Annotated in this window: 22 protein-coding genes and 1 pseudogene; 16 read left to right on the top strand and 7 right to left on the bottom strand. The window is 54.1% G+C overall.

Annotation, left to right across the window (positions count from 1 at the left end; genetic code table 11):
* Window positions 1-86: 86 nt before the first annotated feature.
* The gene (locus H3L92_RS02930) at window positions 87-1,667 is read right to left on the bottom strand and encodes a YdgA family protein (RefSeq protein ID WP_085366368.1); all 1,581 of its coding nucleotides are present in this window, start codon (window positions 1,665-1,667) and stop codon (window positions 87-89) included.
* A gap of 158 nt (window positions 1,668-1,825) precedes the next feature.
* On the opposite strand from H3L92_RS02930, the gene H3L92_RS02935 reads away from it, so the two are divergent.
* Entirely contained in the window at window positions 1,826-2,269 is a 444-nt protein-coding gene (locus H3L92_RS02935) for a DUF4149 domain-containing protein (RefSeq protein ID WP_085366367.1), read from the top strand.
* A gap of 112 nt (window positions 2,270-2,381) precedes the next feature.
* Here H3L92_RS02935 and yhbY read toward each other — a convergent pair whose 3' ends face one another.
* A complete protein-coding gene (yhbY, locus tag H3L92_RS02940; RefSeq protein ID WP_085366366.1) occupies window positions 2,382-2,663 on the bottom strand; it encodes a ribosome assembly RNA-binding protein YhbY in 282 nt (93 codons plus the stop codon).
* A 110-nt stretch (window positions 2,664-2,773) separates the two neighbouring features.
* Between yhbY and H3L92_RS02945 the strand changes: the two genes are divergently transcribed.
* The 11 genes and pseudogenes from H3L92_RS02945 (at window position 2,774) to H3L92_RS03005 (ending at window position 16,099) form a co-directional block, all read left to right on the top strand.
* Window positions 2,774-3,394, top strand: a complete 621-nt coding sequence (locus tag H3L92_RS02945; RefSeq protein WP_085366365.1) for an RlmE family RNA methyltransferase — start codon at window positions 2,774-2,776, stop codon at window positions 3,392-3,394.
* A 63-nt stretch (window positions 3,395-3,457) separates the two neighbouring features.
* Window positions 3,458-5,461, top strand: a complete 2,004-nt coding sequence (ftsH, locus tag H3L92_RS02950; RefSeq protein ID WP_085366364.1) for an ATP-dependent zinc metalloprotease FtsH — start codon at window positions 3,458-3,460, stop codon at window positions 5,459-5,461.
* A 1,136-nt stretch (window positions 5,462-6,597) separates the two neighbouring features.
* Window positions 6,598-7,632, top strand: coding sequence for a [citrate (pro-3S)-lyase] ligase (gene citC, locus H3L92_RS02965; protein WP_085366386.1), 1,035 nt, complete (start codon window positions 6,598-6,600; stop codon window positions 7,630-7,632).
* On the top strand, window positions 7,629-7,922 hold the full coding sequence (gene citD, locus H3L92_RS02970) for a citrate lyase acyl carrier protein (protein WP_085366362.1): 294 nt from the start codon (window positions 7,629-7,631) through the stop codon (window positions 7,920-7,922). The genes citC and citD overlap by 4 nt, the downstream gene beginning before the upstream one ends.
* Window positions 7,919-8,797: an aldolase/citrate lyase family protein gene (locus tag H3L92_RS02975; protein ID WP_085366361.1), complete on the top strand. Its 879-nt coding sequence runs from the start codon at window positions 7,919-7,921 to the stop codon at window positions 8,795-8,797. Before citD ends, H3L92_RS02975 begins: the two co-directional genes overlap by 4 nt.
* A gap of 3 nt (window positions 8,798-8,800) precedes the next feature.
* Window positions 8,801-10,324, top strand: a pseudogene (gene citF, locus H3L92_RS02980) (citrate lyase subunit alpha).
* Between the two features lie 3 nt (window positions 10,325-10,327).
* On the top strand, window positions 10,328-11,719 hold the full coding sequence (gene citX / locus H3L92_RS02985; RefSeq protein WP_085366360.1) for a citrate lyase holo-[acyl-carrier protein] synthase: 1,392 nt from the start codon (window positions 10,328-10,330) through the stop codon (window positions 11,717-11,719).
* Window positions 11,716-13,197, top strand: coding sequence for an anion permease (locus H3L92_RS02990; protein WP_085366359.1), 1,482 nt, complete (start codon window positions 11,716-11,718; stop codon window positions 13,195-13,197). Before citX ends, H3L92_RS02990 begins: the two co-directional genes overlap by 4 nt.
* Before the next feature lie 125 nt (window positions 13,198-13,322).
* Window positions 13,323-15,248, top strand: a complete 1,926-nt coding sequence (locus tag H3L92_RS02995) for an ATP-binding cassette domain-containing protein (RefSeq protein ID WP_115336292.1) — start codon at window positions 13,323-13,325, stop codon at window positions 15,246-15,248.
* Window positions 15,249-15,306: 58 nt separating this feature from the next.
* Window positions 15,307-15,471 carry a hypothetical protein gene (locus H3L92_RS03000; RefSeq protein ID WP_158088159.1) on the top strand — a complete coding sequence of 55 codons (165 nt, stop codon included), beginning with the start codon at window positions 15,307-15,309 and terminating at the stop codon, window positions 15,469-15,471.
* Between the two features lie 97 nt (window positions 15,472-15,568).
* Window positions 15,569-16,099 (top strand): hypothetical protein, encoded by a 531-nt coding sequence (locus H3L92_RS03005; RefSeq protein WP_085366384.1) that lies wholly within the window; start codon window positions 15,569-15,571, stop codon window positions 16,097-16,099.
* 292 nt (window positions 16,100-16,391) lie between these two features.
* Here the strand turns inward: H3L92_RS03005 and H3L92_RS03010 are convergent, their stop codons facing one another.
* Together H3L92_RS03010 and H3L92_RS03015 are read right to left on the bottom strand one after the other, a co-directional pair.
* Window positions 16,392-16,652, bottom strand: coding sequence for an NF038104 family lipoprotein (locus H3L92_RS03010; RefSeq protein ID WP_085366357.1), 261 nt, complete (start codon window positions 16,650-16,652; stop codon window positions 16,392-16,394).
* 15 nt (window positions 16,653-16,667) lie between these two features.
* Window positions 16,668-17,003: a general secretion pathway protein GspG gene (locus H3L92_RS03015; protein WP_085366356.1), complete on the bottom strand. Its 336-nt coding sequence runs from the start codon at window positions 17,001-17,003 to the stop codon at window positions 16,668-16,670.
* 125 nt (window positions 17,004-17,128) lie between these two features.
* Here H3L92_RS03015 and uvrB point away from each other — a divergent pair, with 125 nt between their 5' ends.
* Both uvrB and H3L92_RS03025 read left to right on the top strand, forming a co-directional pair.
* The gene (gene uvrB, locus H3L92_RS03020) at window positions 17,129-19,156 is read left to right on the top strand and encodes an excinuclease ABC subunit UvrB (protein WP_085366355.1); all 2,028 of its coding nucleotides are present in this window, start codon (window positions 17,129-17,131) and stop codon (window positions 19,154-19,156) included.
* A 33-nt stretch (window positions 19,157-19,189) separates the two neighbouring features.
* Window positions 19,190-19,603, top strand: coding sequence for a hypothetical protein (locus tag H3L92_RS03025; RefSeq protein ID WP_085366354.1), 414 nt, complete (start codon window positions 19,190-19,192; stop codon window positions 19,601-19,603).
* Window positions 19,604-19,967: 364 nt separating this feature from the next.
* On the opposite strand, the gene H3L92_RS03030 is transcribed toward H3L92_RS03025, so the two are convergent.
* Window positions 19,968-20,719, bottom strand: a protein-coding gene (locus tag H3L92_RS03030) for an IS5 family transposase (RefSeq protein ID WP_115336293.1) whose coding sequence is annotated in 2 segments (ribosomal slippage) — window positions 19,968-20,386 and window positions 20,386-20,719 — 753 coding nt in all. Because the reading frame shifts where the segments join, the coding sequence is not laid out codon by codon here.
* A 60-nt stretch (window positions 20,720-20,779) separates the two neighbouring features.
* On the opposite strand from H3L92_RS03030, the gene H3L92_RS03035 reads away from it, so the two are divergent.
* Window positions 20,780-20,953: a hypothetical protein gene (locus H3L92_RS03035; protein ID WP_158088181.1), complete on the top strand. Its 174-nt coding sequence runs from the start codon at window positions 20,780-20,782 to the stop codon at window positions 20,951-20,953.
* 531 nt (window positions 20,954-21,484) lie between these two features.
* On the opposite strand, the gene H3L92_RS03040 is transcribed toward H3L92_RS03035, so the two are convergent.
* Both H3L92_RS03040 and H3L92_RS03045 read right to left on the bottom strand, forming a co-directional pair.
* Window positions 21,485-22,270 carry a basic amino acid ABC transporter substrate-binding protein gene (locus H3L92_RS03040; protein ID WP_085367083.1) on the bottom strand — a complete coding sequence of 262 codons (786 nt, stop codon included), beginning with the start codon at window positions 22,268-22,270 and terminating at the stop codon, window positions 21,485-21,487.
* A 121-nt stretch (window positions 22,271-22,391) separates the two neighbouring features.
* The gene (locus H3L92_RS03045) at window positions 22,392-22,643 is read right to left on the bottom strand and encodes an NGO1151 family protein (RefSeq protein WP_085367084.1); all 252 of its coding nucleotides are present in this window, start codon (window positions 22,641-22,643) and stop codon (window positions 22,392-22,394) included.
* 255 nt (window positions 22,644-22,898) lie between these two features.
* Between H3L92_RS03045 and H3L92_RS03050 the strand changes: the two genes are divergently transcribed.
* Complete coding sequence (locus tag H3L92_RS03050; protein WP_085367085.1) at window positions 22,899-23,708, top strand: hypothetical protein; 810 nt, start codon at window positions 22,899-22,901, stop codon at window positions 23,706-23,708.
* Window positions 23,709-23,834 lie beyond the last annotated feature (126 nt).

A 23,834-nucleotide genomic window follows, 5' to 3' on the forward strand; every position in this document is an offset into this window, starting at 1 on the left:
ATCGCGGTTTCAAATTGAAACAGGCCGTCTGAAACGTTTTCAGACGGCCTGTTGCATTAACGGCGTTCGGGTTTCAACCGGCGGCCTTAAGGCGCGGAAGCTGCGGCTTCGCCCTCGGGCAGCATATCCGCCTCGGTGAATTCCGGCTCGGGCGCGGTTTCGAATATTTTGCCGTTGAGTTTCAGACGGCTGTTGTCCAGCTCGACCAGCGTTTTGATGTTGCCGTTGTCAACGGTGAGGTATTGCTCGCGCGCCATCGAGTTGACGGTGCTTTCCACCATCAGGCGCAGGGTTTCGTTGATGTCGTCGAGGCTGGCGCGGCCCTCGGCAAGGTCTTCAGGGTTAACGCTGAAGATATTGTCGGCCTGGTTGACGGCCAGCTGCTCGAGCAGTTTCTGCGGCACCTGCATATCGAAACGGGCATGGGTTTTTTTGAGCATGGCGCTAAAGTCGTTCATCTCGGCCCGGGTGAGGCCGTTGAAACTGAGGCGGCCTTTCACATCAACCAAACCTTGCGGCATTTTGAAGGTGAAGGTTTTGACGTTCAGCACGGGATTCTGGGTGAACAGGCCGGCGGCTTCGTTGCGGGCGGTTTTCAACAGCTCGCTTTGAATCTGCTCTTCGGTCATTTGTTTCGACGAGAGTTCGGCCATTTTGTTTTTAATGGCCAAAAGGCTCTTGGCGTGCAGATGCTCGGCAGCCACGTTGATGTCGAGCGGGCCGTAATGCTCGTCGCCGTAGGCAAGGGTTTCGAAGCGGAAGCGGCCTTCGCTGTTTACCCATTCGCCGTTTTCACCGGTTCGGGTGTCGAAGCTGAGTTTTTCAACGGCGATTTTGGAAGGGGCGACGGTGCCGGTGGGGTTGATAAACGCGCCGATCTGCAAATCGGTAACCAAATTCACCAGCTCGTTGATTTTGATGTTGTAGTCGAAACCTTCTTTCCACTGCATCGAAAATTTATCGAGTTTAAAGCTGCTGCTGCCCAGTGCCAGTTGGTTGCTGCCGTCGGTGGTTTCGGTGCGGATATGCAGGTTTTCCAGCGCAACATCACCTTTGTCGGCCAGCTTGGCTTGCAGCGAAGGAGCGGTGTAATCGTGGGTGTAGGCAGTGAATTCGGGTTGGTAAACAGTGATGCCGCTCAAGCCTTTCCAGTTGAGCTTGATACCCGAAAGCTCTTCGTAATCGAATGCGGGCACGCTTAAGGCCAGCTCGCCGCTGCCGCCGAGGTTAACGGTGTTGGTAAGGCTCACGGGTGCTTGTGTGCCGAAAAAGCGGGCCAGCACTTTGGCCACTTCGGGGTGGTATTTGAATTCGGTTTCCACATGGGCGCGCACGGGCGTAAAACCGCCGGCAAACGGGCCGTGTTTAACATGGTTGATAACCGTAATCGGTTCTTTCAAAACGGTTTTGAGGTTGTCGGGCAGGTATTTTCCGGTGTTGTGGAGCAGGGTGGGTTTCAGTCGCACAACGGTGGTTTCGGTGGCGCCGAACCAGCCGCGTTGGTATTGGTGCGACTCAACGGTGAGAAAGCCGGATTGCGACAGCAGTTTCTGCTGGGCGGCCAGGCTTTCTTCGGCCTTGATGCCGAGATAATAAGGCAGTGCGCCGAACACAAGGGCCAAAACGGCGGCAAGGGCGAGCGACAGGGAAATCAGTAGCTTTTTCATTGCATCACACAATAAACGGAAAGCGCGAAGCATAGCATTTTTTGCGGTGCTTGTCTTTGATTGAACGGGGCATTCAGATGGCCCGGGGCTTTTCCCGCGCTTGATGGCGGCGTGCAGAAAATGGTATCGTGCGTGAATTTTAACGCGAGGGGCAGATAATGAAAAAATTGGCCGGCGTATTGGCCGGAGCGTGGCTGGGTTTGCAGTTGGGCGTGGGTTATTTGGTTGCGCCTCTGTTGTTTCAAAATTTGGAACGGACGCAGGCGGGCGAGTTGGCCGGTGTGTTGTTCACCGTAACGGCCTATATCGGCCTGGCTGTTTGGCTGCTGGTTTATTTCACGGGCAGATCGGAAGAAAAGCGGGCTTATGCGCGCCCGCACACAGGCAAATGGGTGTTGCTGCTGCTGGCTTTGCTGGCGGCTAACCAGTTTCTGGTTACCCCCGTGATCGAGGCCCATAAAACGGGAACGGCCAACTGGCTGTTAACGCTCTTGGGCGGCTCGTTCGGCAGATGGCACGGCGCTTCAACCATTATTTATATGGTGTGCAGCGTGCTGGGGCTGGGTTTGGTGTTCCGTTTGGTTAAACTGGAGTGGCGCTAACCGGTTATGAAACAGGCCGAAACCTCTGCAAAATGCATTCAGACCGTCTGAAAAAGTTTGCGGTGGGGCAAAACTTTTTCAGACGGCCTGTTCGATTGTTTTGCCGCCCTGTTTATTTTTCGTTATTTTCACGCCACAAAACCAACAGCTTGCCGATATGCTGCACCAATTGCGCGTCCACCGCTTCGCATAAGGCTTCGCAAATGGCGATGCGTTCGGCGCGGTCGTCGCCCAATACGCGCACCTTAATCAGCTCGTGCGCCGTCAGCGCCGCATCGGTTTCTTTGATAACGGATTCGGTTAAGCCGTGCTGGCCTACCATCACAACGGGGTTTAAATGATGGGCGCGGGCTTTGAGTTCTAAAATTTCTCGGGTGGTGAGTTTGTCGGCCATATTCTCTGCTTAAATATCAAAATCGGTTAAATGCGTTATTCTACGCGAAGCGGCGCCTTTAAGGGAGAAAATAACGTACAATAGCGGCTTTATTGTTGTGTGGTTACGGTATGTCGGTGCGTTCAAAATCTTCCAAAGCATGGCTTAACGAGCATGTTAACGACCATTATGTGCATCTGGCGCAAAAAGAAGGTTACCGCGCGCGCGCGGCCTACAAGCTTTTGGAAATCAACGAAAAAGACAAACTTATCCGCCCCGGCACCGTGTTGGCCGATTTGGGCAGCGCCCCCGGCAGTTGGTCGCAGGTGGCGGCGCAACTGGCCGGCAGCAGCGGGCAGGTGTTTGCCTTGGATATTCTGCCGATGGATGCGGTAGAAGGCGTATCGTTTATTCAGGGCGACTTCCGCGAAGAGGCCGTATTGGCCGAATTCGAGCGGCTGCTGGGCGGCCGCCCGTTAGACCTTGTAATTTGCGATATGGCACCCAATATGTCGGGCAATGCCGTAACGGATCAGGCACGCAGCTTTTATTTGTGTGAGCTGGCTTTGGATTTTGCTGCCAACCATTTGAAAACAGGCGGTAATTTTCTGGTTAAAGTATTTCAGGGGGCGGGGTATCAAGAATATGCCGCCGCTATGCGCGAAGTGTTCGCTTCGGTGCAGACCAGAAAGCCGAATGCCTCCCGCAATCGTTCCAGTGAGATTTATTTATTGGGCAAAAATAAACGCTGACAATGCGTATAGCCTGATTTACAATCCGTTCTTATTTTTGACCCTTATATGGAGCCTGTTTCAGTGGGGAATATGTTAAAAAATGTGTTGGTTTGGCTGGTGTTGATTGTTGCCATGCTGATGGCGTTCAACGCCATCAGCGACAGCAAAGAAAACAAACAGCAGATCGAATATTCGCAGTTTATCGAACAAGTGAACAAAGGCGAAATCGCCAATGTGAACATTGAAGGCTCGGTGGTCAGCGGCTACCTGATTAAAGGCACACGCACCGACAAAACCGAATTCTTCACCAATGCGCCGTTAGACGAAAAACTGGTTCCGACGCTGTTGGATAAAAAAGTGCGCGTGAAAGTTACGCCCGAAGAGAAACCGAGCATGCTCACCAGCCTGCTGTTCAGCCTGCTACCGGTGATGCTTCTGATCGGCGCCTGGTTTTATTTCATGCGTATGCAGTCGGGCGGCGGCGGCAAAGGCGGTGCGTTTTCGTTCGGCAAAAGCCGCGCCAAACTCTTGGATAAAGACACCAACAAAGTAACCTTCGCCGATGTGGCGGGTTGCGACGAAGCCAAAGAAGAAGTGCAGGAAATCGTCGATTATCTGAAAGCACCCAACCGCTATCAGAGCTTAGGCGGGCGCGTGCCGCGCGGCATCCTGCTGGCAGGCAGCCCCGGTACGGGTAAAACCCTGCTGGCCAAAGCCATCGCAGGAGAAGCGCAAGTGCCGTTTTTCAGCATTTCCGGTTCCGATTTCGTTGAAATGTTCGTCGGCGTGGGCGCCAGCCGCGTGCGCGATATGTTCGAGCAGGCCAAGAAAAACGCCCCCTGCATTATCTTTATCGACGAAATCGACGCCGTGGGCCGCCAGCGTGGTGCGGGTTTGGGCGGCGGCAATGACGAGCGCGAACAAACCCTCAACCAATTACTGGTTGAAATGGACGGTTTCGAGAGCAACCAAACCGTTATCGTGATTGCCGCCACCAACCGCCCCGACGTGCTCGACCCCGCTTTGCAGCGCCCCGGCCGTTTCGACCGCCAAGTAGTGGTGCCGCTGCCCGATATCCGCGGCCGCGAGCAGATTTTGAAAGTGCACGCCAAAAAAGTGCCGCTCGACGAATCGGTGGATTTGGTTTCGCTGGCACGCGGCACGCCCGGTTTTTCAGGCGCGGACTTGGCCAACCTGGTGAACGAAGCCGCTCTGTTTGCAGGCCGCCGCAACAAAGTGAAAGTGGATCAAAGCGACTTTGAAGACGCTAAAGACAAAATCTATATGGGCCCCGAGCGCCGCTCGATGGTGATGCACGAAGACGAAAAACGCGCCACCGCTTACCACGAAGCCGGCCATGCGATTGTGGCGGAAAGTTTGGAATACACGGATCCCGTTCACAAAGTAACCATCATGCCGCGCGGCCGTGCGCTGGGTCTGACTTGGCAGCTTCCCGAGCGCGACCGTATCAGCATGTATAAAGACCAAATGCTGAGCCAGATTTCGATTCTCTACGGCGGCCGTATTGCCGAAGATTTGTTTGTGGGCCGTATTTCCACCGGTGCCTCCAACGATTTCGAGCGCGCCACCCAAATCGCCCGCGAAATGGTTACCCGTTTCGGCATGAGCGACAAAATGGGGCAGATGGTTTATGCCGAAAACGAAGGCGAAGTGTTTCTCGGCCGCAGCGTAACCCGTTCGCAGCATATTTCCGAGAAAACCCAGCAGGAAGTAGATGCGGAAATCCGCCGTATTCTTGACGAGCAATATGCCGTGGCCTATAAAATCTTGGATGAAAACCGCGATAAGATGGAAACCATGTGCAAAGCGCTGATGGAATGGGAAACCATCGACCGCGACCAAGTGTTGGAAATCATGGAGGGCAAACAACCCAGCCCGCCGAAAGATTACAGCCACAATATCCGTAAAGAAAGCGATGTTACGACCCAACCGCAGGCCGGATATGCCGATGCGGCAGGAGCCCAAAGTAGCGGCGCTTCTTCTGAAGGTGATGCAAACAGCCAAGCAGTTGCGGCGGAAGCCGGCGCATCGGAAGAAACACGCAATCCTGCGGATAAAGTATAGAACCTAACTGATTGAAAGCGGCCGTTAAGGCCGCTTTTTTGTGTAAAGCTGAAATTCAGGATGCTGGAAAAAAATTATGTTTTGTCATTTGCAACAGCCTCGCCGACCATTAATGAAGTCTTATTGAAAACCATCTACCCGGGCGTGAAGGTAGTCGAGGTGGTCAGGCGGTGGATAACAGGAGATTCATCAATGCCGTTTTCTAAATATAGTGGATTAAAATAAGAATGCCGAAGTAGGGTAAAACGATTCTTTAGCATATCGCCCAATTGCAAGTTTGAATGCAGTTATTTCATTTCGGAGTTTTTATTTGAATTCACTATACTATGCACCGGCGCACCCTCGTACGATCTATCGCCTGATTACAGTGGCGGGAATACAAGGTCCACTGTCCTTCATCCGCTGGCGTAACAAAAGCATTTGGACGAAACAGATGCCTATCCTTTCGGGAGAAAAAGACATGGAGTGGTTGATGATGGATGCAACCCATATCTAAAGCTCATCCCCATGTGACGGGAGCTAAAGGTAGCAATGAAGATATGAGCCGCACAAAAGAGGCTGAATACCAAGTTACATTTAGCGGTGAATGCCCATAGGATGCCGGTAAAATTCGTATTTAAGCGAAGGCAGTGCGGTAGATTGCCTGTTTGCCGAAGCACTGATTGCAGATACGGCAGCTGACCAAAGGCCTATGATACTGATGCGATCAGGAACTTGGCAGCTGCTTTGGGGATGGATACCCTTATCTCGCCAAAGATTAACTGCAGGGATCTGCTGTTTGTTGACTGCTATCTGTATCGTCACCGCCACTTGGTAGAAAACTGTTTTTTAGATTTCAAACGCCGGTGGAGCATTGCCACGTGTTATGCGAAGAGATTGGCTTTATTTGTGGCAGCAATAGAAATCCGGATTATTGAGATGTGGTTAAAAATATTGTGACTACATTATCTAGTTATCAGGGCCGTTTTTTTAAACAAAATTGAAGCTTACTTTGGGTAAGATGGTAATTTAACTACAAGATATTTTTATATCTTTCAATAAACTACATTTTTATTGATTAAAGTCATAACGGTGTGTGTGTCGAGCCTAAAATCTGCCTGAAATTTGTAATTTACTAACAAGATATGGGGCAGGTTATGGATTCGGCACAATACGACTTCGAGCGGATTTATGCCGGCAACCTTGAAGGTATCCGCGAAGTTACGGATTTTTTACACCGCAACGATCTCAATATAGACGATTTTATCGAAGTGTTTCTGGTGCTGCGTAACGGCAAAGGCGAAATCATCGCCTGCGGCGGCATTGCACCGGGGGTGATTAAGTGTGTGGCGATAGACGACAGCTGCCGCGGGCAGGGCATTGCGCTCACGTTGGCCTCTTCGCTGATCCAACTGGCCGCCGAACTCGGCTACCATCATCTCTTTATCTACACCAAACCCGAAAATGAGCCGTTTTTTACCGACTGCGGTTTCTATCCGATTGCCGCCGTGCCGGGCCGTGTGGTGCTGCTGGAAAACAGCCCAGTCCGCCTAAAGCAGTATCAGGCCCGGTTGGCGGCGCTCAAGCAGCCCGGCGGGCGTATCGGCTCCATCGTGATGAACGCCAACCCGTTTACCAACAGCCATCTTTATCTGATCGAAAACGCGTTGGCGCAATGCGACTGGCTGCACCTGTTTGTGGTGGGTGAAGACAAATCGCAGTTTTCCTACGCCGACCGTTTGGCGCTGATTAAGGCGGGCACGGCCCACCTTTCGCGCTTAACGGTGCACGAAGGCTCTCCCTATATCATTTCCCGCGCTACCTTCCCCTGTTATTTCCTGAAGCAGGAAAGCATCGTCCACCAATGCCATATGGAATTGGACTTAAGCATTTTCCGCATTTATATCGCGCCGCCGCTGGGCATCACCCACCGTTTCGTGGGCAACGAGCCCAATTGCGTGATTACCAATTACTACAACAAACAGATGCGCATCTGGCTGAAATCCCCCGAAATCAACGCGCCGCCGATAGAAGTGGTGCAGATTCAGCGTTTGGAATACCAAAACGACGTGATTTCGGCCACCAAAGTGCGCAAATGGTTGGGCGAGGGCGATTTTGAGACGCTGCGGCATTATGTGCCCGACAGCACCTACCGTTTTTTAATCAACAAATATGAAAAGGCCAGTGTATGAACGCGATTACCAAAGACAGCGTGGCCGGCACGTTGGAATCGAGCGACGTGATGGTTTATGCCAGCCCCAATCCCGGCGGCGGCAGGCTGATTACCATCAACAGCTCGGTCGGCCAGCAGTTTGCCCCGCAGATCAGGGCGAGTGTGGAGGCGGTGCTGAACCGTTTGAATATCGAAGAAGCCGCGCTGCAAATCGAAGACAAAGGCGCGCTCGACTGCGTGTTGCAGGCGCGGGTGAAAGCCGCGCTGCTGCGTGCCGGCGCGCAGGCGGATTGGGAGGAGTTGCTATGAAATTGCGCCGTTCTATGCTGTTTGTGCCGGGCGCCAACGCCGCGATGGTCAGCACATCGTTTATCTATCGGCCCGACACCATTATGTTTGACTTGGAAGATTCTGTGGCCCTGTCTGAAAAAGACACCGCCCGCATGCTGGTGGCGCACGCGCTGCAACACCCGCTCTACCGTGAAATGGAAACGCTGGTGCGCGTGAACCCGCTCTCTTCCGAATACGGCCTGGCCGATTTGAATGCGGCGGTGCGCGGCGGCGCCAGCGGCATACGCCTGCCCAAAACCGACGGCCCGCAGGATATTACCGATATGGAAGCCGAAATCGAAAAAATCGAACGGGCCTGCGGGCGCGAGGTAGGCAGCACGCTGATGCTGGCCGCCATCGAATCACCGCAGGGGATTTTGGCCGCCAACGAAATCGCCAAAGCCTCGAAACGCTTAATCGGCATCGCCTTGGGGGCGGAAGACTATGTGCGCGCCATGAAAACCGAGCGCTCGCCCGAAGGCATCGAGCTAATGTTCGCCCGCTCAACCATTCTGCACGCCGCCCGCGCCAACGGCCTGATGGCGTTTGATACGGTGTATTCCGACGTGCGCAACGAAGAGGGCTTTTTGCGCGAAGCCGCCTTAATCAAGCAGATGGGTTTCGACGGCAAATCGCTGATCAATCCTTCGCAAATCGCCCTGATCCACAACCTGTTCGCCCCCACGCAGAAAGAAGTCGAGCAGGCCGAGCGCATTATCCGCGCCGCCGAAGAAGCCGCGCAGGCGGGCATCGGCGTGGTGTCGCTCAACGGCAAAATGGTCGATACCCCGATTATCGAACGTTCGCGCCTGATTTTGCAGCGCGCGCAAACTTCAGGCATACGCGAGGAATAAATCATGAGCAAAAGCAGAGAACAACGCGTTGCCAAAGGCACCGCCAACAGCCAATACCGCGCTTTCGAGCCGGTGGTGAAAAAAGTGAAACTTTCCGACGAATACCTGTCGCGCAAAATCTGCCCCAGCATCGAAGCCGCCGTCAGAGCCTGCGGCTTGGAAGACGGCATGACGGTTTCGTTTCACCACTCCTACCGCGGCGGCGATTTCGTGTTGAATATGGTGATGGACGTGCTGGCCGGCATGGGCTTTCACAACCTCACCGTGGCCGCCAGTTCGCTTTCGGGCTGCCACGATCCGATGATCGCCCATATCCGCAACGGCGTGGTGCGCAAAATCTACACCTCCGGCCTGCGCGGCAAGCTCGGTGAATTTATTTCGCAAGGGCATATGGCGGAGCCGGTGCAGATTCACTCGCACGGCGGCCGCGTGCAACTGATGCAGAGCGGCGAGCTGGTGCCCGACGTGGCGTTTCTGGCTGTGCCCAGCTGCGACAGCTTCGGCAATGCCTGCGGCTATATCGGCAACAACATCTGCGGCTCGCTCGGTTATGCCAAAGCCGACGCGCAGTTTGCCCGCAAAGTGGTGTTGGTAACCGAAGCGCTGAAACCCTATCCGCACAGCCCCGCCGGCATTTACCAAGATCAGGTGGACTACATCGTGGCGGTGGACGCGGTGGGTGATTCCAGCAAAATCGGCGCCGGCTCCACCCGCATGACCACCAACCCGCGCGAGCTGCTGATTGCGCGCCGCGCCGCCGACGTGATTGAAAAATCAGGTTATTTCCACGACGGTTTTTCGCTGCAAACCGGCTCGGGCGGCGCTTCGCTGGAGGTTACCCGCTTTTTGGAAGACAAAATGCGCCGCCAAAACATCCGCGCCTCGTTCGCACTCGGCGGCATCACCGCCAGCATGGTGGATTTGCACGAAAAAGGGCTGATTGAAAAACTGATCGACGTACAAAGCTTCGACAGCGTGGCCGCCGCTTCGCTTGAGCGCAATCCCGGCCATATCGAAATCAGCGCCAACCAATACGCCAATTTCGGCTCCAAAGGCGCATCGGTGGAGAGGCTGGACGTGGTGGTGTTGAGCGCGCTCGAAATCGACACCGAATTCAACGTTAACGTTATCACCGGTTCAGACGGCATCATCCGCGGCGCATCGGGCGGCCACAGCGACACCGCATCGGGCGCGCGTTTGGCGATGATTGTGGCGCCGCTGGTGCGCGGCCGCATTCCCACCGTGGTGAAAGACGTGCTGACCACGGTAACACCCGGCGAACACATCGATATTCTGGTTACCGACCACGGTATCGCCGTCAACCCCAAACGCCCCAAACTGGCGGCGCGGCTGCAATAAGCCGGCATCGAAACCGTGCCGATCGAAGCACTCTACCAACGCGCCGTAATGCTGACGGGCGAACCCGACGCCATCCGCTTTACCGACCGCCCGGTGGCGATGATCCGCTACCGCGACGGCAGTGTGATCGACACCGTTTACCAAATCGCCGCCGCCACGGAAGGTTAAACCATGTATTCCGCCCCCGATTTCCCGCCGCTCATCGGCAGCGAAGCCCCGCTCGAAAGCGTGCTGGCCGCGCGCGATTTGCGCTATGCCGCGCAGCAGGCGCTGCTGGCGGGCGGGGCGGCCTCTTTGGTGAGTTTCAGCGTATTGGCGCCGGGCGGGGTGAAACGCAGCCCGTTTTTGGACGAAATCTTTCAGACAGGCCGTGCCTGTCTGAAACAAATGCTGACCGAACGGCATATCGCCATTAACGCCGAACAACATCTGGATTTGAAAGGCGGCGAGAGCCTGCTGCTGGCGGCCGATTGCGCTGCCGATGCCTTGAAGCCGCTGGTAATGGAGCTGGAACACCGGCACCCGCTGGGCCGTTTGTGGGACATCGACATCATCGGCGGCGACGGCAAACCGCTGTCGCGCAGCGGTTTCGGCCTGCCGCCGCGCGCCTGCCTGTGTTGCGGCGAACCCGCCAAAGCATGCGCCCGCAGCCGCCGCCACAGTTTGGACGAGCTTCAGACGGCCATGCGCGGCCACTACCGCCGCTACCGCGAAATCGTTGCGCTGGGCGGCAGCATGAGCGCCGCCTTGTGCGCCGAAGCCGAGCTGACCCCCAAGCCCGGGTTGGTCGATGCAGACAATCAGGGGCCGCACCCCGATATGACCCTGCCCATGTTCCGCGCCAGCGCACACGCTTTGGCACCGTTTCTTACCCGCTGCGCCCTTACCGGCAGCGGTTTCGCTCAGCAGCCGCCCGACGAAGCCATGCTGGCCGCCGTGCGCCCCGTCGGTTTGCAGGCCGAACAAGCCATGCTGAACGCCACCGGCGGAGTCAACACCCACAAAGGCGCGCTGTTTGCCTTCGGCATTCTGGCGGCGGTGCTGGGGCGGCGGATAGCGCGCGGCGAACGGCCCGGCTGGGCGGCGCTTTCCGGCGATATCCAGGCCGTTTGCGCCGGCTTGCGGCAGGAGCAGGGGCAGGGCGACACCGCCGGCGCGCGCTTCTACCGCGAATACGGCCTGGGCGGCGCACGCGGCGAAGCACTCTCCGGCTTTGCCACCGTAACCGACGTTGCGCTGCCCGCCTACCGGCAAGCCTTTGCCGCCACCGGCAACCGCGACCATGCCCTGCGTTATGCGCTGCTCAAACTGCTGGCGCACAACCGCGACACCAACGTGGTGAAACGCGGCGGCATCGAAGCGCTCGGCCTGTTGCAGGCAAAAGCACATGAAATTTTGGCCGACGCGCAGGTTTTCAGACGGCCGCAAGCCTTGTGCGCGGCTTTGAAACGGTTTGACGGCTGGTGCACGGCGCGCAACCTCAGCACCGGCGGCAGCGCGGATTTATTGGCGCTAACCATTTGGCTGACCCTATATCTCAATGAAACAGGAGTAACATCATGAACCGCTCTGACGGCGGCGCGGCCGCTCCGGCTCCCGCTTGGAAAAAATATTGGAAGCAGATCGTGTTTTTCGCGATTCCCGTTTTGATTTTCTACTACCCGCCGCCCGAAGGGTTGTCGGTGGTGGGCTGGCGCCTGTTCGGCTGGTATATCTCCGCCATTTTCGGTTTGGTGGCCAAACCGTGGGGCATGCCGATTGTATTGCTGGCCGCCGTAACCGGCTCGGCGGTTGCCGTCGGCTTTACCCCCAACACGCAAGAGCTGGAAATGAAAAACGTGCTGGCCGGTTATTCGTCCACCACCACTTGGCTGGTGTTCACCGCCTTTGCGTTGAGCACGGCCTTTGTGTCCACCGGATTGGGCAAGCGCATCGCCTATCTGATGATACGCAGCTTCGGCGGCACCACCTTGCGGCTGGGCTATATCAACACCGTACTCGACCTGCTGATTGCCCCGGGTATGCCCTCGGTTACCGCACGCGGCGGCGGCATCATGATGCCGATTATGAACAGCGTGGCCAAGGCCATCGGCTCCGACCCCGAAACCAGCCCGAAAAAAGGCGGCCTGTTTCTACTGCTGAACACCTATTTCACGGTGAAAAACACCGGCCTGATATTCTTAACCGCCATGGCGCCGAACGCGCTGGCCTTAAGCCTGATTCTGCCGATTTTGGGCGTTGACGTGAGCTGGACGCAATGGTTCCTCGCCGCCGCCGTGCCCGGCCTGCTGGTAACTTTTGCCACCCCGCTGGTGCTGTATTTTCTCTACAAACCCGAAGTAACCAAAGTCGACCGCGAAGGCATCGCCGTAAAAGGCTTGGAAGAAATGGGGCCGATGAAGAAGAGCGAAAAATGGCTGCTGGTGATTTTCATCTGCGCGCTGTTGGGCTGGGTAACCGGCGACTTTACCGGCATCGACGATGCCGCCGTGGCGCTGGCCGCGATGGTGGGCTGTATCATCGTTAACGTGATCAACTGGGACAACATCCTGCAAAACAAAGGCGGCTGGAACACCCTGATTTGGTACGGCGGCATCATCGGCTTGTCGTCCGCCCTTACCAAGGCAGACTTCTTCAAATGGATGGCGGAATTCTTCTCCAATATGCTCGGCGGCGGCCAATTGCAGGGCGGCTACGGCATGCTGGCGCTGATTCTCACCGTGAGCGTGGCCATCCGTTATATGTTTGCTTCGGGCGGCGCCTACATCGCCGCGATGATGCCCGTGTTCGCCACCGTGGGCGCGGTAACCAACGTCGATCCGATGCTGCTCACCTTCGGCCTGCTGTTTTCCAACTCTTACGGCGGCATGCTCACCCACTACGGCTCCGGCCTCGCCCCGATTATCTACGGCACCGGCTACGCCACCACCAAACAATGGTGGACGGCAGGCGCGGTTATCGCTTTCGGCTCGCTGATTGTGCACCTCACCCTCGGCGTAACCTGGTGGAAACTGCTTAACGGCATGGGGCTGATCGGATAAACCGCCTGATTTGTTAACCGTATATACAGGCCGTCTGAAAAAATGTTTCAGACGGCCTGTATGGTTTGCCGTTTGTTTCACGATATTTCCGCTACAATACCGCCTTTTGCCCCACCGCTTCCCCCATGATCGAACTGAAAAACCTCACCTTGCAACGCGGCCTGAAAGTGCTGCTCGACAAAGCCAACCTCACCGTCAACCCCGGCTGGCGCGTCGGCCTGATCGGCAAAAACGGCACCGGCAAATCCAGCCTGTTTGCCCTGATTAAAGGCGAAATCACGCAGGACGGCGGCGACATGCTGGTGCCCAAACATTGGAAAACGGCGGCGGTGGCGCAGGAAACGCCCGCGCTGGATATTTCCGCACTCGATTATGTGTTGCAGGGCGATGCCGAATTGCAGGCTTTTCAGACGGCCTTGGCGCAAGCCGAAGCGCAAAACGACGGCATGAACATCGCCGAATACCACGCCAAACTGGAAGAAATCGACGCCTATACCGCGCCCGCACGCGCCGCCAAGCTGCTCAACGGCTTGGGTTTTGCCCAAGAAGAACACGGCAAAAGCGTCAAAGCCTTTTCCGGCGGCTGGCGGATGCGACTGAACCTCGCGCAGGCGCTGATGTGCCGCGCCGATTTGCTGCTGCTCGACGAGCCGACCAACCACCTCGATTTGGAAACCGTACTGTGGCTCGAAAACCACTTGGCAAGCCTGCCGTGCACGCAGATTATCATTTCCCACGACCGCGATTTTCTCAATGCCGCCGCCAGTCACACGGTTGAATTGTCCGGCCAAAAACTCACGCTCTACGGCGGCAACTACGATTTCTATCAAAACGAGCGCGCCCAACGCCTGGCGCAACAACAGGCCGCCTATACCAAACAGCAGGCACACATCAAACACTTGCAATCGTTTATCGACCGCTTCAAAGCCAAAGCCACCAAAGCCGTGCAGGCGCAAAGCCGCATGAAAGCCTTGGCCAAGCTGGAGCGCATCGCCCCCGCACATCTCGACAGCGAATTCAGCTTCGAATTCGAAAGCCCCGCACACCTGCCCAACCCCTTGTTAAAACTCGATCAGGCCGACTTGGGCTACGGCGGCACCACCGTTTTGCACGGCATCAGCCTCTCGCTCGAAAGCGGCGCGCGCTACGGCTTGTTGGGCGTGAACGGCAGCGGCAAATCCACCTTCATCAAAGCCTTGGCGGGCGAACTGGCTTTGCAGGGCGGGCAGATGGTGAAGTCCGACAAACTCAATATCGGCTATTTCGCCCAACACCAGCTCGACACCCTGCGCGAAGACCAAAGCCCGCTGTGGCACATCCAGCAGCTTTCGCCCGAGGTGCGCGAGCAGGAAATCCGCAACTTTCTCGGCGGTTTCAACTTTGTCGGCGATACCGCCCTGCAAAAAATCGCGCCTTTTTCCGGCGGCGAAAAATCGCGGCTGGCGCTGGCGATGATTGTGTGGCAGAAGCCCAACCTGCTGCTGCTCGACGAGCCGACCAACCACCTCGATCTGGATATGCGCCACGCCCTCACGCTGGCCTTGCAGAGCTTTCAGGGCGCGCTGATTGTGGTGTCGCACGACCGCAGCCTGCTGGAAGCCACCACCGACAACTTCCTGCTCATCGATAAAGGCCGTCTGAAACCTTTTGACGGCGATTTGAACGATTACCGCCTGTGGCGGCTGGCGCAGGAAAACACCGCCGCCGCACCCGCCGTTTCCGCGCAGGCGCAAAGCCGCAAAGACACCAAACGGCAGGAAGCGCAGATGCGGCAGGAAAAAGCCCGCCGCATGAAGCCGATACAGCAGAAAATCGAACACGCCGAAAAAGAAATGGCCGCCTTAAACGATATTCAGACGGCCTGTGAAACATTTTTGGCACAGGAAGATGCCTATTCGGATGTAAATAAAGTAAAGCTTCAGAAAACACTCGCTAATTTGGCGGAAACTAAGGTAAAATTAAGTAAACTTGAAGAGGATTGGTTGGGCTGGCAGGAAACGCTCGAACAAATCGGGCGCGAAATCGAAGCGCAGTTCGCCGATATGCCCTAGCCTTCGGGTTTAACAGGTTTACTGTTTTCATAACTTCATTAAAATACGGGGATTCAATATGTCTTATTCATCATTCAAACAGGCCATCCTGCTGCTTGCCGCCAGCGAACTCTTGCTGAGCACACAAGCCAAAGCGCAAATCAGCACCGAGAGCGCATCGGCGCAGCCCGCCGATTTGCCCGCCGCCGATGCCGCATCGCTGGCCGCTGCCGAAGCACACTAACACACCGGCCTGCCGCAGCCCGGCAGGCCGCTTGCCCCAATATCATTTCAGCACGCTTTTGCGGGCTTGTCGGTCTTTTCTCAATATGAAACACAATATGAAAAAAATCATCGGGATAGTCGCATTAATCGGGTTGAACACCATCAATATCCAAACGGCCGCGGCCAAAATCTACACCTGCGTGATTAACGGCGAAGTAACCTACACCTCGCGCCACACAGGCAACTGCCAGGCTGCCGACCTGCCACCCATCGGGCGTTACAGCAGCACCCGCTACGACGAGCCGCAGGCTTACACGCCGAGCGCGCCGAAGCCCGAAGTGAAAAAACAGGCTGCGGTCAAACGCGCGCCCAAACCCAATCAGGCCGCCGCCGTGCCGGCGAAATATACGCCGCCGCCGGCAGCCGCCGCACCCAAACTTTCCGGCAGCAACAGCCGCCGCAGCATACTCGAACAAGAGTTGGCCAACGAACGCAAAGCGCTTTCCGAAGCGCAACAGTCGCTCACTTCCGCCCGCGCGGCCAAAGGCGGCACCATCAACCAGCAGCAGATTACCCAACTGCAAGGCCATGTGCTCGACCGCCAGCAGAATATCCAGGCCTTGCAGCGCGAGCTGGGGCGTATGTAGGTTGTGTGTTAGAAAACATTTCAGACGGCCTGAAAAGGCCGTCTGAAATATTTTTGGTCGGGTAGAGATCGTTGCAAAACTACCTTGAGACTGTCTGAAATGTTTAAATCCCGTCATTCCCGCGTAGGCGGGAATCCAGTTGTAAATATTTAAGCATTGATTAAACAAGTGCTTAGATGGTAATCATCTGGGTTCCCGCCTACGCGGGAATGACGATGGCTGAATATTTCAGAGGGCCTAAACGAATTTTGCAAAGGTCTCAGCCCGAATCGGATTTTGCAAACCGCCGGATCTATTCTACCCGTTGGTAATCTTCGGCGCGGTAGCCTGCTTTTTCCAATTCCTGCTGCTGTTTTTTCTTTTCTTTTTGTGCTTTTTCTTCGTCGCTGTCGCCGTCGGGGATGGCCGCGCGCACCACGGCGCCGGTGCCTTTTACGGCCACTTTGCCCACGGTTAAAACGGTGGTGGCGGCCAAATCGGCGGCTGCGGCAACCACGCAGCCGTTAAGCAGCAGGCAGCAGGCGGCCAGGGCGGTGAGTTTGATGGGGTTCATTGCGCTGTCCTGTTGTTAGTGGGTGCAGTTTTCATCGTGTTCGTGCGCTTCGCGGCAAGCGGCGGCGGCTTGGTGCCAGGCTTCGTCGTCGCCGTCGAATTCTTCCACTTCGTCGAAGTCGCCGTTTTCTACCATCGCAACCAGTTCTTCCAAATCATGCGCGCCTTCCACCCAAAAGCAGGGGATGTCGGGCGGGGTGTTTGGGGCGAGCAGGGCAGCGGTGCCGTTGTGCCAGGCGAGCCAATAGCCGTTGGCGGTTTGCAGAAAGCGGGCATCGGGGTGGATGCTTTCGTTTTCGGTGTTCACCAGCATGCGCTCGGCGATTTCGGCTTGAAAGGGCAGGGTGTTCATTTGCGTAACCTTAAAACAATATCGGCACGCATTATAGCAAAGGCCGTCTGAAACCAGAAAAACGTCTTTCAGACGGCCTTTGCTATAATAACTCTTTTGTTTCCCGAACCTTAAGGCCGTCTGAAATGCAAATCATCCAATACGAAAATTCCCCTTTCAAACTGCACCAGCCTTTCCCGCCCGCCGGCGACCAGCCCACCGCCATCGCCGGCCTGCTCGAAGGGCTTTCAGACGGCCTTTCCTACCAAACCCTGTTGGGCGTAACCGGCTCCGGCAAAACTTATACGATGGCCAATGTGATTGCGCAGAGCGGCCGCCCCGCCATCATCATGGCGCACAATAAAACGCTGGCGGCGCAGCTTTATGCCGAGATGCGCGAGTTTTTCCCCGAAAACGCGGTGGAATATTTCGTGTCTTACTACGATTACTACCAGCCCGAGGCCTATGTGCCCAGCCGCGATCTGTTTATCGAAAAAGATTCGGCGATTAACGAACACATCGAGCAGATGCGCCTTTCCGCCACCAAAAACCTGATGACGCGCAACGACGTGATTATCGTCGCCACCGTTTCCGCCATTTACGGCATCGGCGACCCCACCGAATACCAACAAATGGTGCTGTCGGTAAAAGAAGGCGACACCCTCAGCCAGCGCGACATCATTTCCACCCTCGTTTCCATGCAATACGAGCGCGGCGAAATGGATTTCAAGCGCGGCTCGTTCCGCGTGCGCGGCGACGTAATCGATGTTTACCCCGCCGAAAGCTCCGATAACGCCCTGCGCATCAGCCTGTTCGACGACGAAATCGACCGCCTCGACCTCTTCGACCCGCTTACCGGCGGCAGCCTGCAACGCGTCGGCCGCTACACCGTGTTCCCCGGCAGCCACTACGTTACCCCGCGCGACACCGTGTTGCGCGCCTGCGAATCGATTAAAGAAGAACTGCGCGAACGCATCGCTTTTTTTACCCAAGAAAACCGCCCCGTAGAAACCCAACGCATCGAGCAGCGCACCCGCTTCGATTTGGAAATGCTCTACGAAATGGGCTTCTGCAAAGGCATCGAAAACTACTCGCGCCACTTTTCCGGCAAAAAAGAAGGCGAACCGCCGCCTACCCTGATGGATTATCTGCCCGATAACGCCATCATGTTTATCGACGAGAGCCACGTTACCGTTACCCAAATCGGCGGTATGTATAAAGGCGACGCCAGCCGCAAACAAAATCTGGTCGACTACGGCTTCCGCCTGCCTTCCGCCCGCGACAACCGCCCGCTCAAATTCCACGAATTTGAAAAAATCATGCCGCAAACCATCTTCGTTTCCGCCACCCCCGCCAAATACGAAGAAGAACACGCCGGCCAAGTGGTCGAGCAAGTCGTCCGTCCCACCGGCCTGGTCGACCCGCAAATCATCATCCGCCCCGTCGCCACCCAAGTGGACGACTTATTAAGCGAAATCAACGAACGCATCGGCAAAGGCGAGCGCGTGCTGGTAACCACTCTCACCAAACGCATGGCCGAACAGCTCACCGACTATTACAGCGAACTGGGCATCAAAGTGCGCTACCTGCACAGCGACATCGATACCGTCGAGCGCGTCGAAATCATCCGCGATTTGCGCTTGGGATTATTTGACGTGTTGGTCGGCATCAACCTGTTGCGCGAAGGTTTGGACATCCCCGAAGTGTCGCTGGTGGCCATACTCGATGCCGACAAAGAAGGCTTCCTGCGCAGCCACCGCAGCCTAATCCAAACCATAGGCCGCGCCGCCCGCAACGTCAACGGCGTCGCCATACTCTACGCCGACAAAATCACCGACTCGATGAAAGCCGCCATCGACGAAACCGAACGCCGCCGCGAAAAACAGATGAAATTCAACCAGGAACACGGCATCGTGCCGCAGCAGATCAATAAAAAAGTCAAAGACATCATCGACGGCGTGTATCACGATGATTCAGGTAGCCTGAAAGGCAAAAAAGGCAAGGGTAAGGTGAAAGTGGGCGAAATCCACACCGAAGAAGACGCGATTAAAGAAATCGCCCGATTGGAAAAAGCCATGCAGGCAGCCGCCCGCGATTTGCAGTTTGAAGAAGCGGCGGTGTTACGGGATAAGATTCGGGGGATTAAGGAAGGGTTATTGTTTGGGGCGGAGTAAAGTTAATTGTGTTATTCCCATGAAGGATAGTATATGAATTCTTTATCAATTATTATTTCAATAATTTTATTCCCTGGATTAATTGCAACAATTATGTGTGATAAATTAATTGTTCATCAAAATAAATGGGAGATTTTTAAATATGCAATTTACTCTTTTTTGTTTGGGATATTAAGCTATGTTTGCTTACAATTACTTAAATTTATTTACAATGAGATTTTTGTATATATTGTAACGCCATTGCCAAGATTCCAGTCTAATAGTTTAGATATATGGAGTATTATTCAGAATGAAAAAGCACCACTTAATTTAAAGGAAATTGCATTCGCAACAGTAATAGCCCCATTACTAGCTATTTTTGCAACCTATGTTGTTAATAAGAAAAAAATACATAAATATGCTCAGTTAATTGGATTATCTTCAAAGTATGGAGATGAAAATTTATAGTGGATTAAAATAAGAATGCCGAAGTAGGGTAAAACGATTCTTTAGCATATCACCCAATTGCAAGTTTGAATGCAGTTATTTTATTTCGGAGTTTTTATTTGAATTCACTATATATTCTTACTATTTAAATCAAGAGAATATAGATAATATCTACATTAGAGATAAACCTTCTGGAATGATTTATGTGGGAATTCTGTCAGCTTATTCAGAAAATGACATGTTTCAAGAAGTAGCTCTTGAAGATGTTTATGTATATACGTTTGAGGAGTCAGATTTATTATATATGGCTGATTCAATTTATCTTTCTAGACCGCAAGGAACGTTAAGTATTGAAATTAACCCTAGGGTCTGTCGACATTCAAGTTTACCTTAATTTCAATACGGCAGCAGCAAGGTAAATATTGGCAGCAAAAGATTGGTCGGTTTTTTCTGCGCGCATCGCAATCTTTTTGAATTCTTTGAGTTTGCAAAAAAAGTTCTCAATCAAATGTCGCCAGCAATACATCATCTTGTCGTGTTCCCGCTGCAATTTGCGGTTGTTACGCGGCGGAATAACCACCTTACTCCCCCTTTCGGTCAACTCTTCGACCAGCCAGTCGGCATCAAAGGCTTTATCCGCCAATAAAGCATCAAATTCCTTTTCTTTAATCAGCGGTTCTACGCCGCAAATGTCATTGCGCTGACCAGGCATCAGTTTGAAGTCAATCAGGTTCCCCAAAGCATCCACCATAGCCAAAATCTTGGTCGTCATCCCGCCTTTGGATTGGCCGATGGCCTGATTTAGAGTCCCCCTTTTGCACCCTGACCGTGGCGGTGAACTTTGACGATTGTGCCGTCAATCATGACATACTCCATATCGAGATCACGGTTCAGTTCTTCAAAAATATCATGAAAACGGTCGGCCAAGACCCATCTGCGGTAGCGTTTGTGGATACTTTTCCAATTACCGAACTCTTCGGGCAGATCGCGCCAAGGACTGCCGGTACGGATAATCCATAGTATGGCTTCTATAAATAATCGGTTATCGACAGCGGTTCGGCCGGCATCGCCAACTTTTCCTTGGCATAAAGGCTCAATTTTTGCCCACTGTGCATCGGTAAGAATATATCTGGTCATGAGGATAGGATACACTGAAAACTTGAATGTCGACAGACCCTAGAGTATGTGAGGAACAAAATGACAAAGAAAATTAATGAAGGAATTGAACGAAGAAATATTCGTGGATTAACCATTGCTCAAGAAGGTTATGTTGCAAACAGAAAAGATGCTACAACGGCAGGTATTAAAAAGACGTTACCTACTGGAAAAAATATGCCGCCGCCACCACCTCCAATTAAAAAAAATAAATAAGCGTAGCAAGCGTAGCAACTGTGTTGCTGACTGACGAGTCGGCAACACAGTTGCTACACATGAACATGGAGTTGCCAGATTTTTTCAAATTGCGTGCGTGTCTTGAACCACATACCTACATGCAAGCAAGAGTAGCCTGCAAAGATCTCACGCTATGATACTGATGCGATTAGGAACTTGGCAGTTGCTTTGGAGATGGATATCCTTATTCCGCCAAAAATTAACCGCAGGGAGCCGCTGTTTATTGACTGCTATCTGTACCGTTACAGTCACTTGGTAGAAAACTGTTGTTTTTGGGATTTCAAACGTCGGTGGAGCATTGCCACGCGTTATGCGAAAAGATTGGCTTATTTGTTACGGCAATAGAAATCTGAATTATTGCGATGTGGTTGAAAATATTGTGACTACACTATCTAGTCTGTTGTGTAAGCAAAGTAACGATTTCTAACATTTCAATTTACTTTAAACGAAACAAAAGCCTCTTAATCTCTAAGAGGCTTTTGTTTCGTTTAAAGTAAGCTGCTACTACAGTCATTTGGCGAAATATTTGCTTTGGATTTTTTCATATTCGCCGTTTTCACGAACTTTGGCCAGAGCATCATTCAGCATGTTCAGCGTAGCCGTATCGCCTTTGCGCACCGCCATGCCGTAGTTTTCCACTTCGAAATCAGGCACGGCAACCATGCTGAAGCCTTTGTCGCCGTTGTTTTTCACATAGTTACCCACAACGGCGCTGTCGGAAATCACCGCGTCGAGGCCGCCGTTTTCCAGCTCTTTAATCACCAGCGGCAGGCTTTCGAAACGGGCGATTTTGGGACTGTTGCTGCCTAAGATTTTAGAAGCGGCAAAATCGCCGGTTTGGCCGGTTACCACGCCCACTTTCTGTGCTTTTTTCAGGTCTTCGACCGAATTGATGTTTTTACCCTTCTGCACCAGAATCACTTGCGTGATTTCAAAGTAGGGGTTGGTGAAGTCCATGGTTTGTTTGCGCTCGTCGGTGATGGTGATGGCCGAGAGCAGGATATCGACGTCGCCGTTGGTTAACGCGGGGAAAATGCTGTCCCACGGCTGGTGTTTGTATTCCACTTTGAAATTGCCGGCTTTAGACATGGCATTGAGCAGGTCGATATCGAAGCCTTCGATTTGGTTGCTGGCGTTCATCGATTCAAACGGAGCAAATTCGGCATTGGTGGCAACGCGGTACACTTTGTCGGCACCCGCACCTGTTGAAGCGGAACCGCCGCTCTGGCCGCCGCAGGCGCCTAAGGCCAGTGCGGAGCAGGCGATGGCGGCGGCAATCCATTTTTTCATGTTCATTTTTGAGTGTTCCTGGCAAATTAAAGCGGTTATTTTAGCATAAGCTAACAAAAATACACATCTTTAACACAGCTTGGGCTGGGTTGTTGTTTGAGTGTGAAAATCATACGGTTGCAGATAATTAGCGCTCTTTTTCGCGGAAAAAGGCATAAGTGACGTCGTGAAACAAATCCGCGTGCGGGCTGTCTTCATAATTAAGTTCGGCCAAGGCGTCTTCAAAGGCAAGCTGCACCGACTCGATCACGTCTTGCGCGATATCGGCGGGCAGGGCGCGCACCATGCCTTTGAAAGCGGTGGCCAGCACATGATTTTGCATGCGCAAAACGTCGCAGGCTTCTTCGAGATATTCCAAGCGCTGTTCTATGCTGTTCATGATTTTTCTTTCGGGAATCTGTTAGAATGCAACATTATAGCGCAAACTCGGATTTAAACTTTGACGACACGCCCTAAGCAGGCTGCCGGCATTTTTCTTTGCCCTGAAAACAGGGTCGGTATGATTGAGCGAACCGGTGCTTTCCGATGCCCGCACGGGCTGCCGGCCGTATGAAAAACACGGCAGTGGCGCGGAAACCAAACCGGTTCACGACAAAGGCGGCGTAAACGGGCCGCAGGCAATAAGGATAAACACATGACTAACCGCAACACGCCGGAATCTTCCGGCAACGATAACGGACAAGAAGAATTCGACTGGGAAAAAGGTTTGGAAAAATTGCGCGAGCAGCGCCATTCGGGGCGCGGCGAAGCGGTAAGGCCGCAAGCGCAACGCCCGGTGCCCTCTCCCCAAGCTGCACCGCAGCGGGTCAAACCCACGCCGGAAGAAGCGCAATTGAACGCCAAGGCTGCCGAACGGATGCTGCGCGAATATTTGCAGCAATGGCAGCAGGAGCACAACGACCCCCTGGCCGACACCATCACCGCCGAAACCGACACCACCGTGTTGTTGCAGGAAGACTGGCTGGCCGCGCAAACGGCTTTGCAGTCGGCGCGGGTGGACGACAGCAAATTGGAAAGCACGCGCACGGTATGGTTGAACCCTAAACGGCAAAGCGTTTCGTTTACCGACCCTTCCGCACAGCGGCAGGAGCGCGAAGCGGCGCAGGAAGCAGACGGCAATGTGTTTGAAGAAGCCGTGCAGGCCGAAGAATGGCTGCCGGTTACGGTGAAGGTAATCAACCCGCAGGTCGATCCGCGCAAGCCGGTGATGTGTTTGTCGGAACAAGAGCTGCTGGAACGCCTGACCCGCCGGCTGCGTCCGCACCTTACCGATGCGGTGGCCGGCATGGTGCGCGTGGCGGTGCAGAAACAAACTGCCGCGCTCACCTACCAGCTCCAGCAGATTCTGAACGAGCAAACACCCGCCGTGGTGGAGGAAATCCTCGATTACAATCTGAAAGCCGCCATGTCGGAAATCAAATACAGCCTGAAATACAAACGCTGATACGCCGTATCGGCCGGGCCGTCTGAAAACTACCGGGCTTGGGCGAAGCCGCCTCAGGAAAATATATTTTGCGCAGGCGGTTTTGCAAAGGTTCCGGTTTTTCAGACGGCCTTTGCCGGCTTGTTA

Origin of the sequence: Neisseria dentiae (assembly GCF_014055005.1) — a bacterium.
Taxonomy (GTDB): Bacteria; Pseudomonadota; Gammaproteobacteria; order Burkholderiales; family Neisseriaceae; genus Neisseria; species Neisseria dentiae.

Bases quoted from the DNA above. Each gene is read 5' to 3' on its own strand.
- H3L92_RS02945 (WP_085366365.1), top strand. From the start codon at position 2,774: ATGTCGGTGCGTTCAAAATCTTCCAAAGCATGGCTTAACGAGCATGTT.
- yhbY (WP_085366366.1), bottom strand. From the start codon at position 2,663: ATGGCCGACAAACTCACCACCCGAGAAATTTTAGAACTCAAAGCCCGC.
- H3L92_RS03005 (WP_085366384.1), top strand. From the start codon at position 15,569: ATGAAAAAAATCATCGGGATAGTCGCATTAATCGGGTTGAACACCATC.
- citC (WP_085366386.1), top strand. From the start codon at position 6,598: ATGGATTCGGCACAATACGACTTCGAGCGGATTTATGCCGGCAACCTT.
- H3L92_RS03025 (WP_085366354.1), top strand. From the start codon at position 19,190: ATGAATTCTTTATCAATTATTATTTCAATAATTTTATTCCCTGGATTA.
- citX (WP_085366360.1), top strand. From the start codon at position 10,328: ATGTATTCCGCCCCCGATTTCCCGCCGCTCATCGGCAGCGAAGCCCCG.
- H3L92_RS03015 (WP_085366356.1), bottom strand. From the start codon at position 17,003: ATGAACACCCTGCCCTTTCAAGCCGAAATCGCCGAGCGCATGCTGGTG.
- uvrB (WP_085366355.1), top strand. From the start codon at position 17,129: ATGCAAATCATCCAATACGAAAATTCCCCTTTCAAACTGCACCAGCCT.
- citD (WP_085366362.1), top strand. From the start codon at position 7,629: ATGAACGCGATTACCAAAGACAGCGTGGCCGGCACGTTGGAATCGAGC.
- H3L92_RS03050 (WP_085367085.1), top strand. From the start codon at position 22,899: ATGACTAACCGCAACACGCCGGAATCTTCCGGCAACGATAACGGACAA.
- H3L92_RS02930 (WP_085366368.1), bottom strand. From the start codon at position 1,667: ATGAAAAAGCTACTGATTTCCCTGTCGCTCGCCCTTGCCGCCGTTTTG.
- H3L92_RS03000 (WP_158088159.1), top strand. From the start codon at position 15,307: ATGTCTTATTCATCATTCAAACAGGCCATCCTGCTGCTTGCCGCCAGC.
- H3L92_RS03035 (WP_158088181.1), top strand. From the start codon at position 20,780: ATGACAAAGAAAATTAATGAAGGAATTGAACGAAGAAATATTCGTGGA.
- H3L92_RS02995 (WP_115336292.1), top strand. From the start codon at position 13,323: ATGATCGAACTGAAAAACCTCACCTTGCAACGCGGCCTGAAAGTGCTG.
- H3L92_RS02975 (WP_085366361.1), top strand. From the start codon at position 7,919: ATGAAATTGCGCCGTTCTATGCTGTTTGTGCCGGGCGCCAACGCCGCG.
- H3L92_RS03010 (WP_085366357.1), bottom strand. From the start codon at position 16,652: ATGAACCCCATCAAACTCACCGCCCTGGCCGCCTGCTGCCTGCTGCTT.
- H3L92_RS02990 (WP_085366359.1), top strand. From the start codon at position 11,716: ATGAACCGCTCTGACGGCGGCGCGGCCGCTCCGGCTCCCGCTTGGAAA.
- H3L92_RS02935 (WP_085366367.1), top strand. From the start codon at position 1,826: ATGAAAAAATTGGCCGGCGTATTGGCCGGAGCGTGGCTGGGTTTGCAG.
- H3L92_RS03045 (WP_085367084.1), bottom strand. From the start codon at position 22,643: ATGAACAGCATAGAACAGCGCTTGGAATATCTCGAAGAAGCCTGCGAC.
- H3L92_RS03040 (WP_085367083.1), bottom strand. From the start codon at position 22,270: ATGAACATGAAAAAATGGATTGCCGCCGCCATCGCCTGCTCCGCACTG.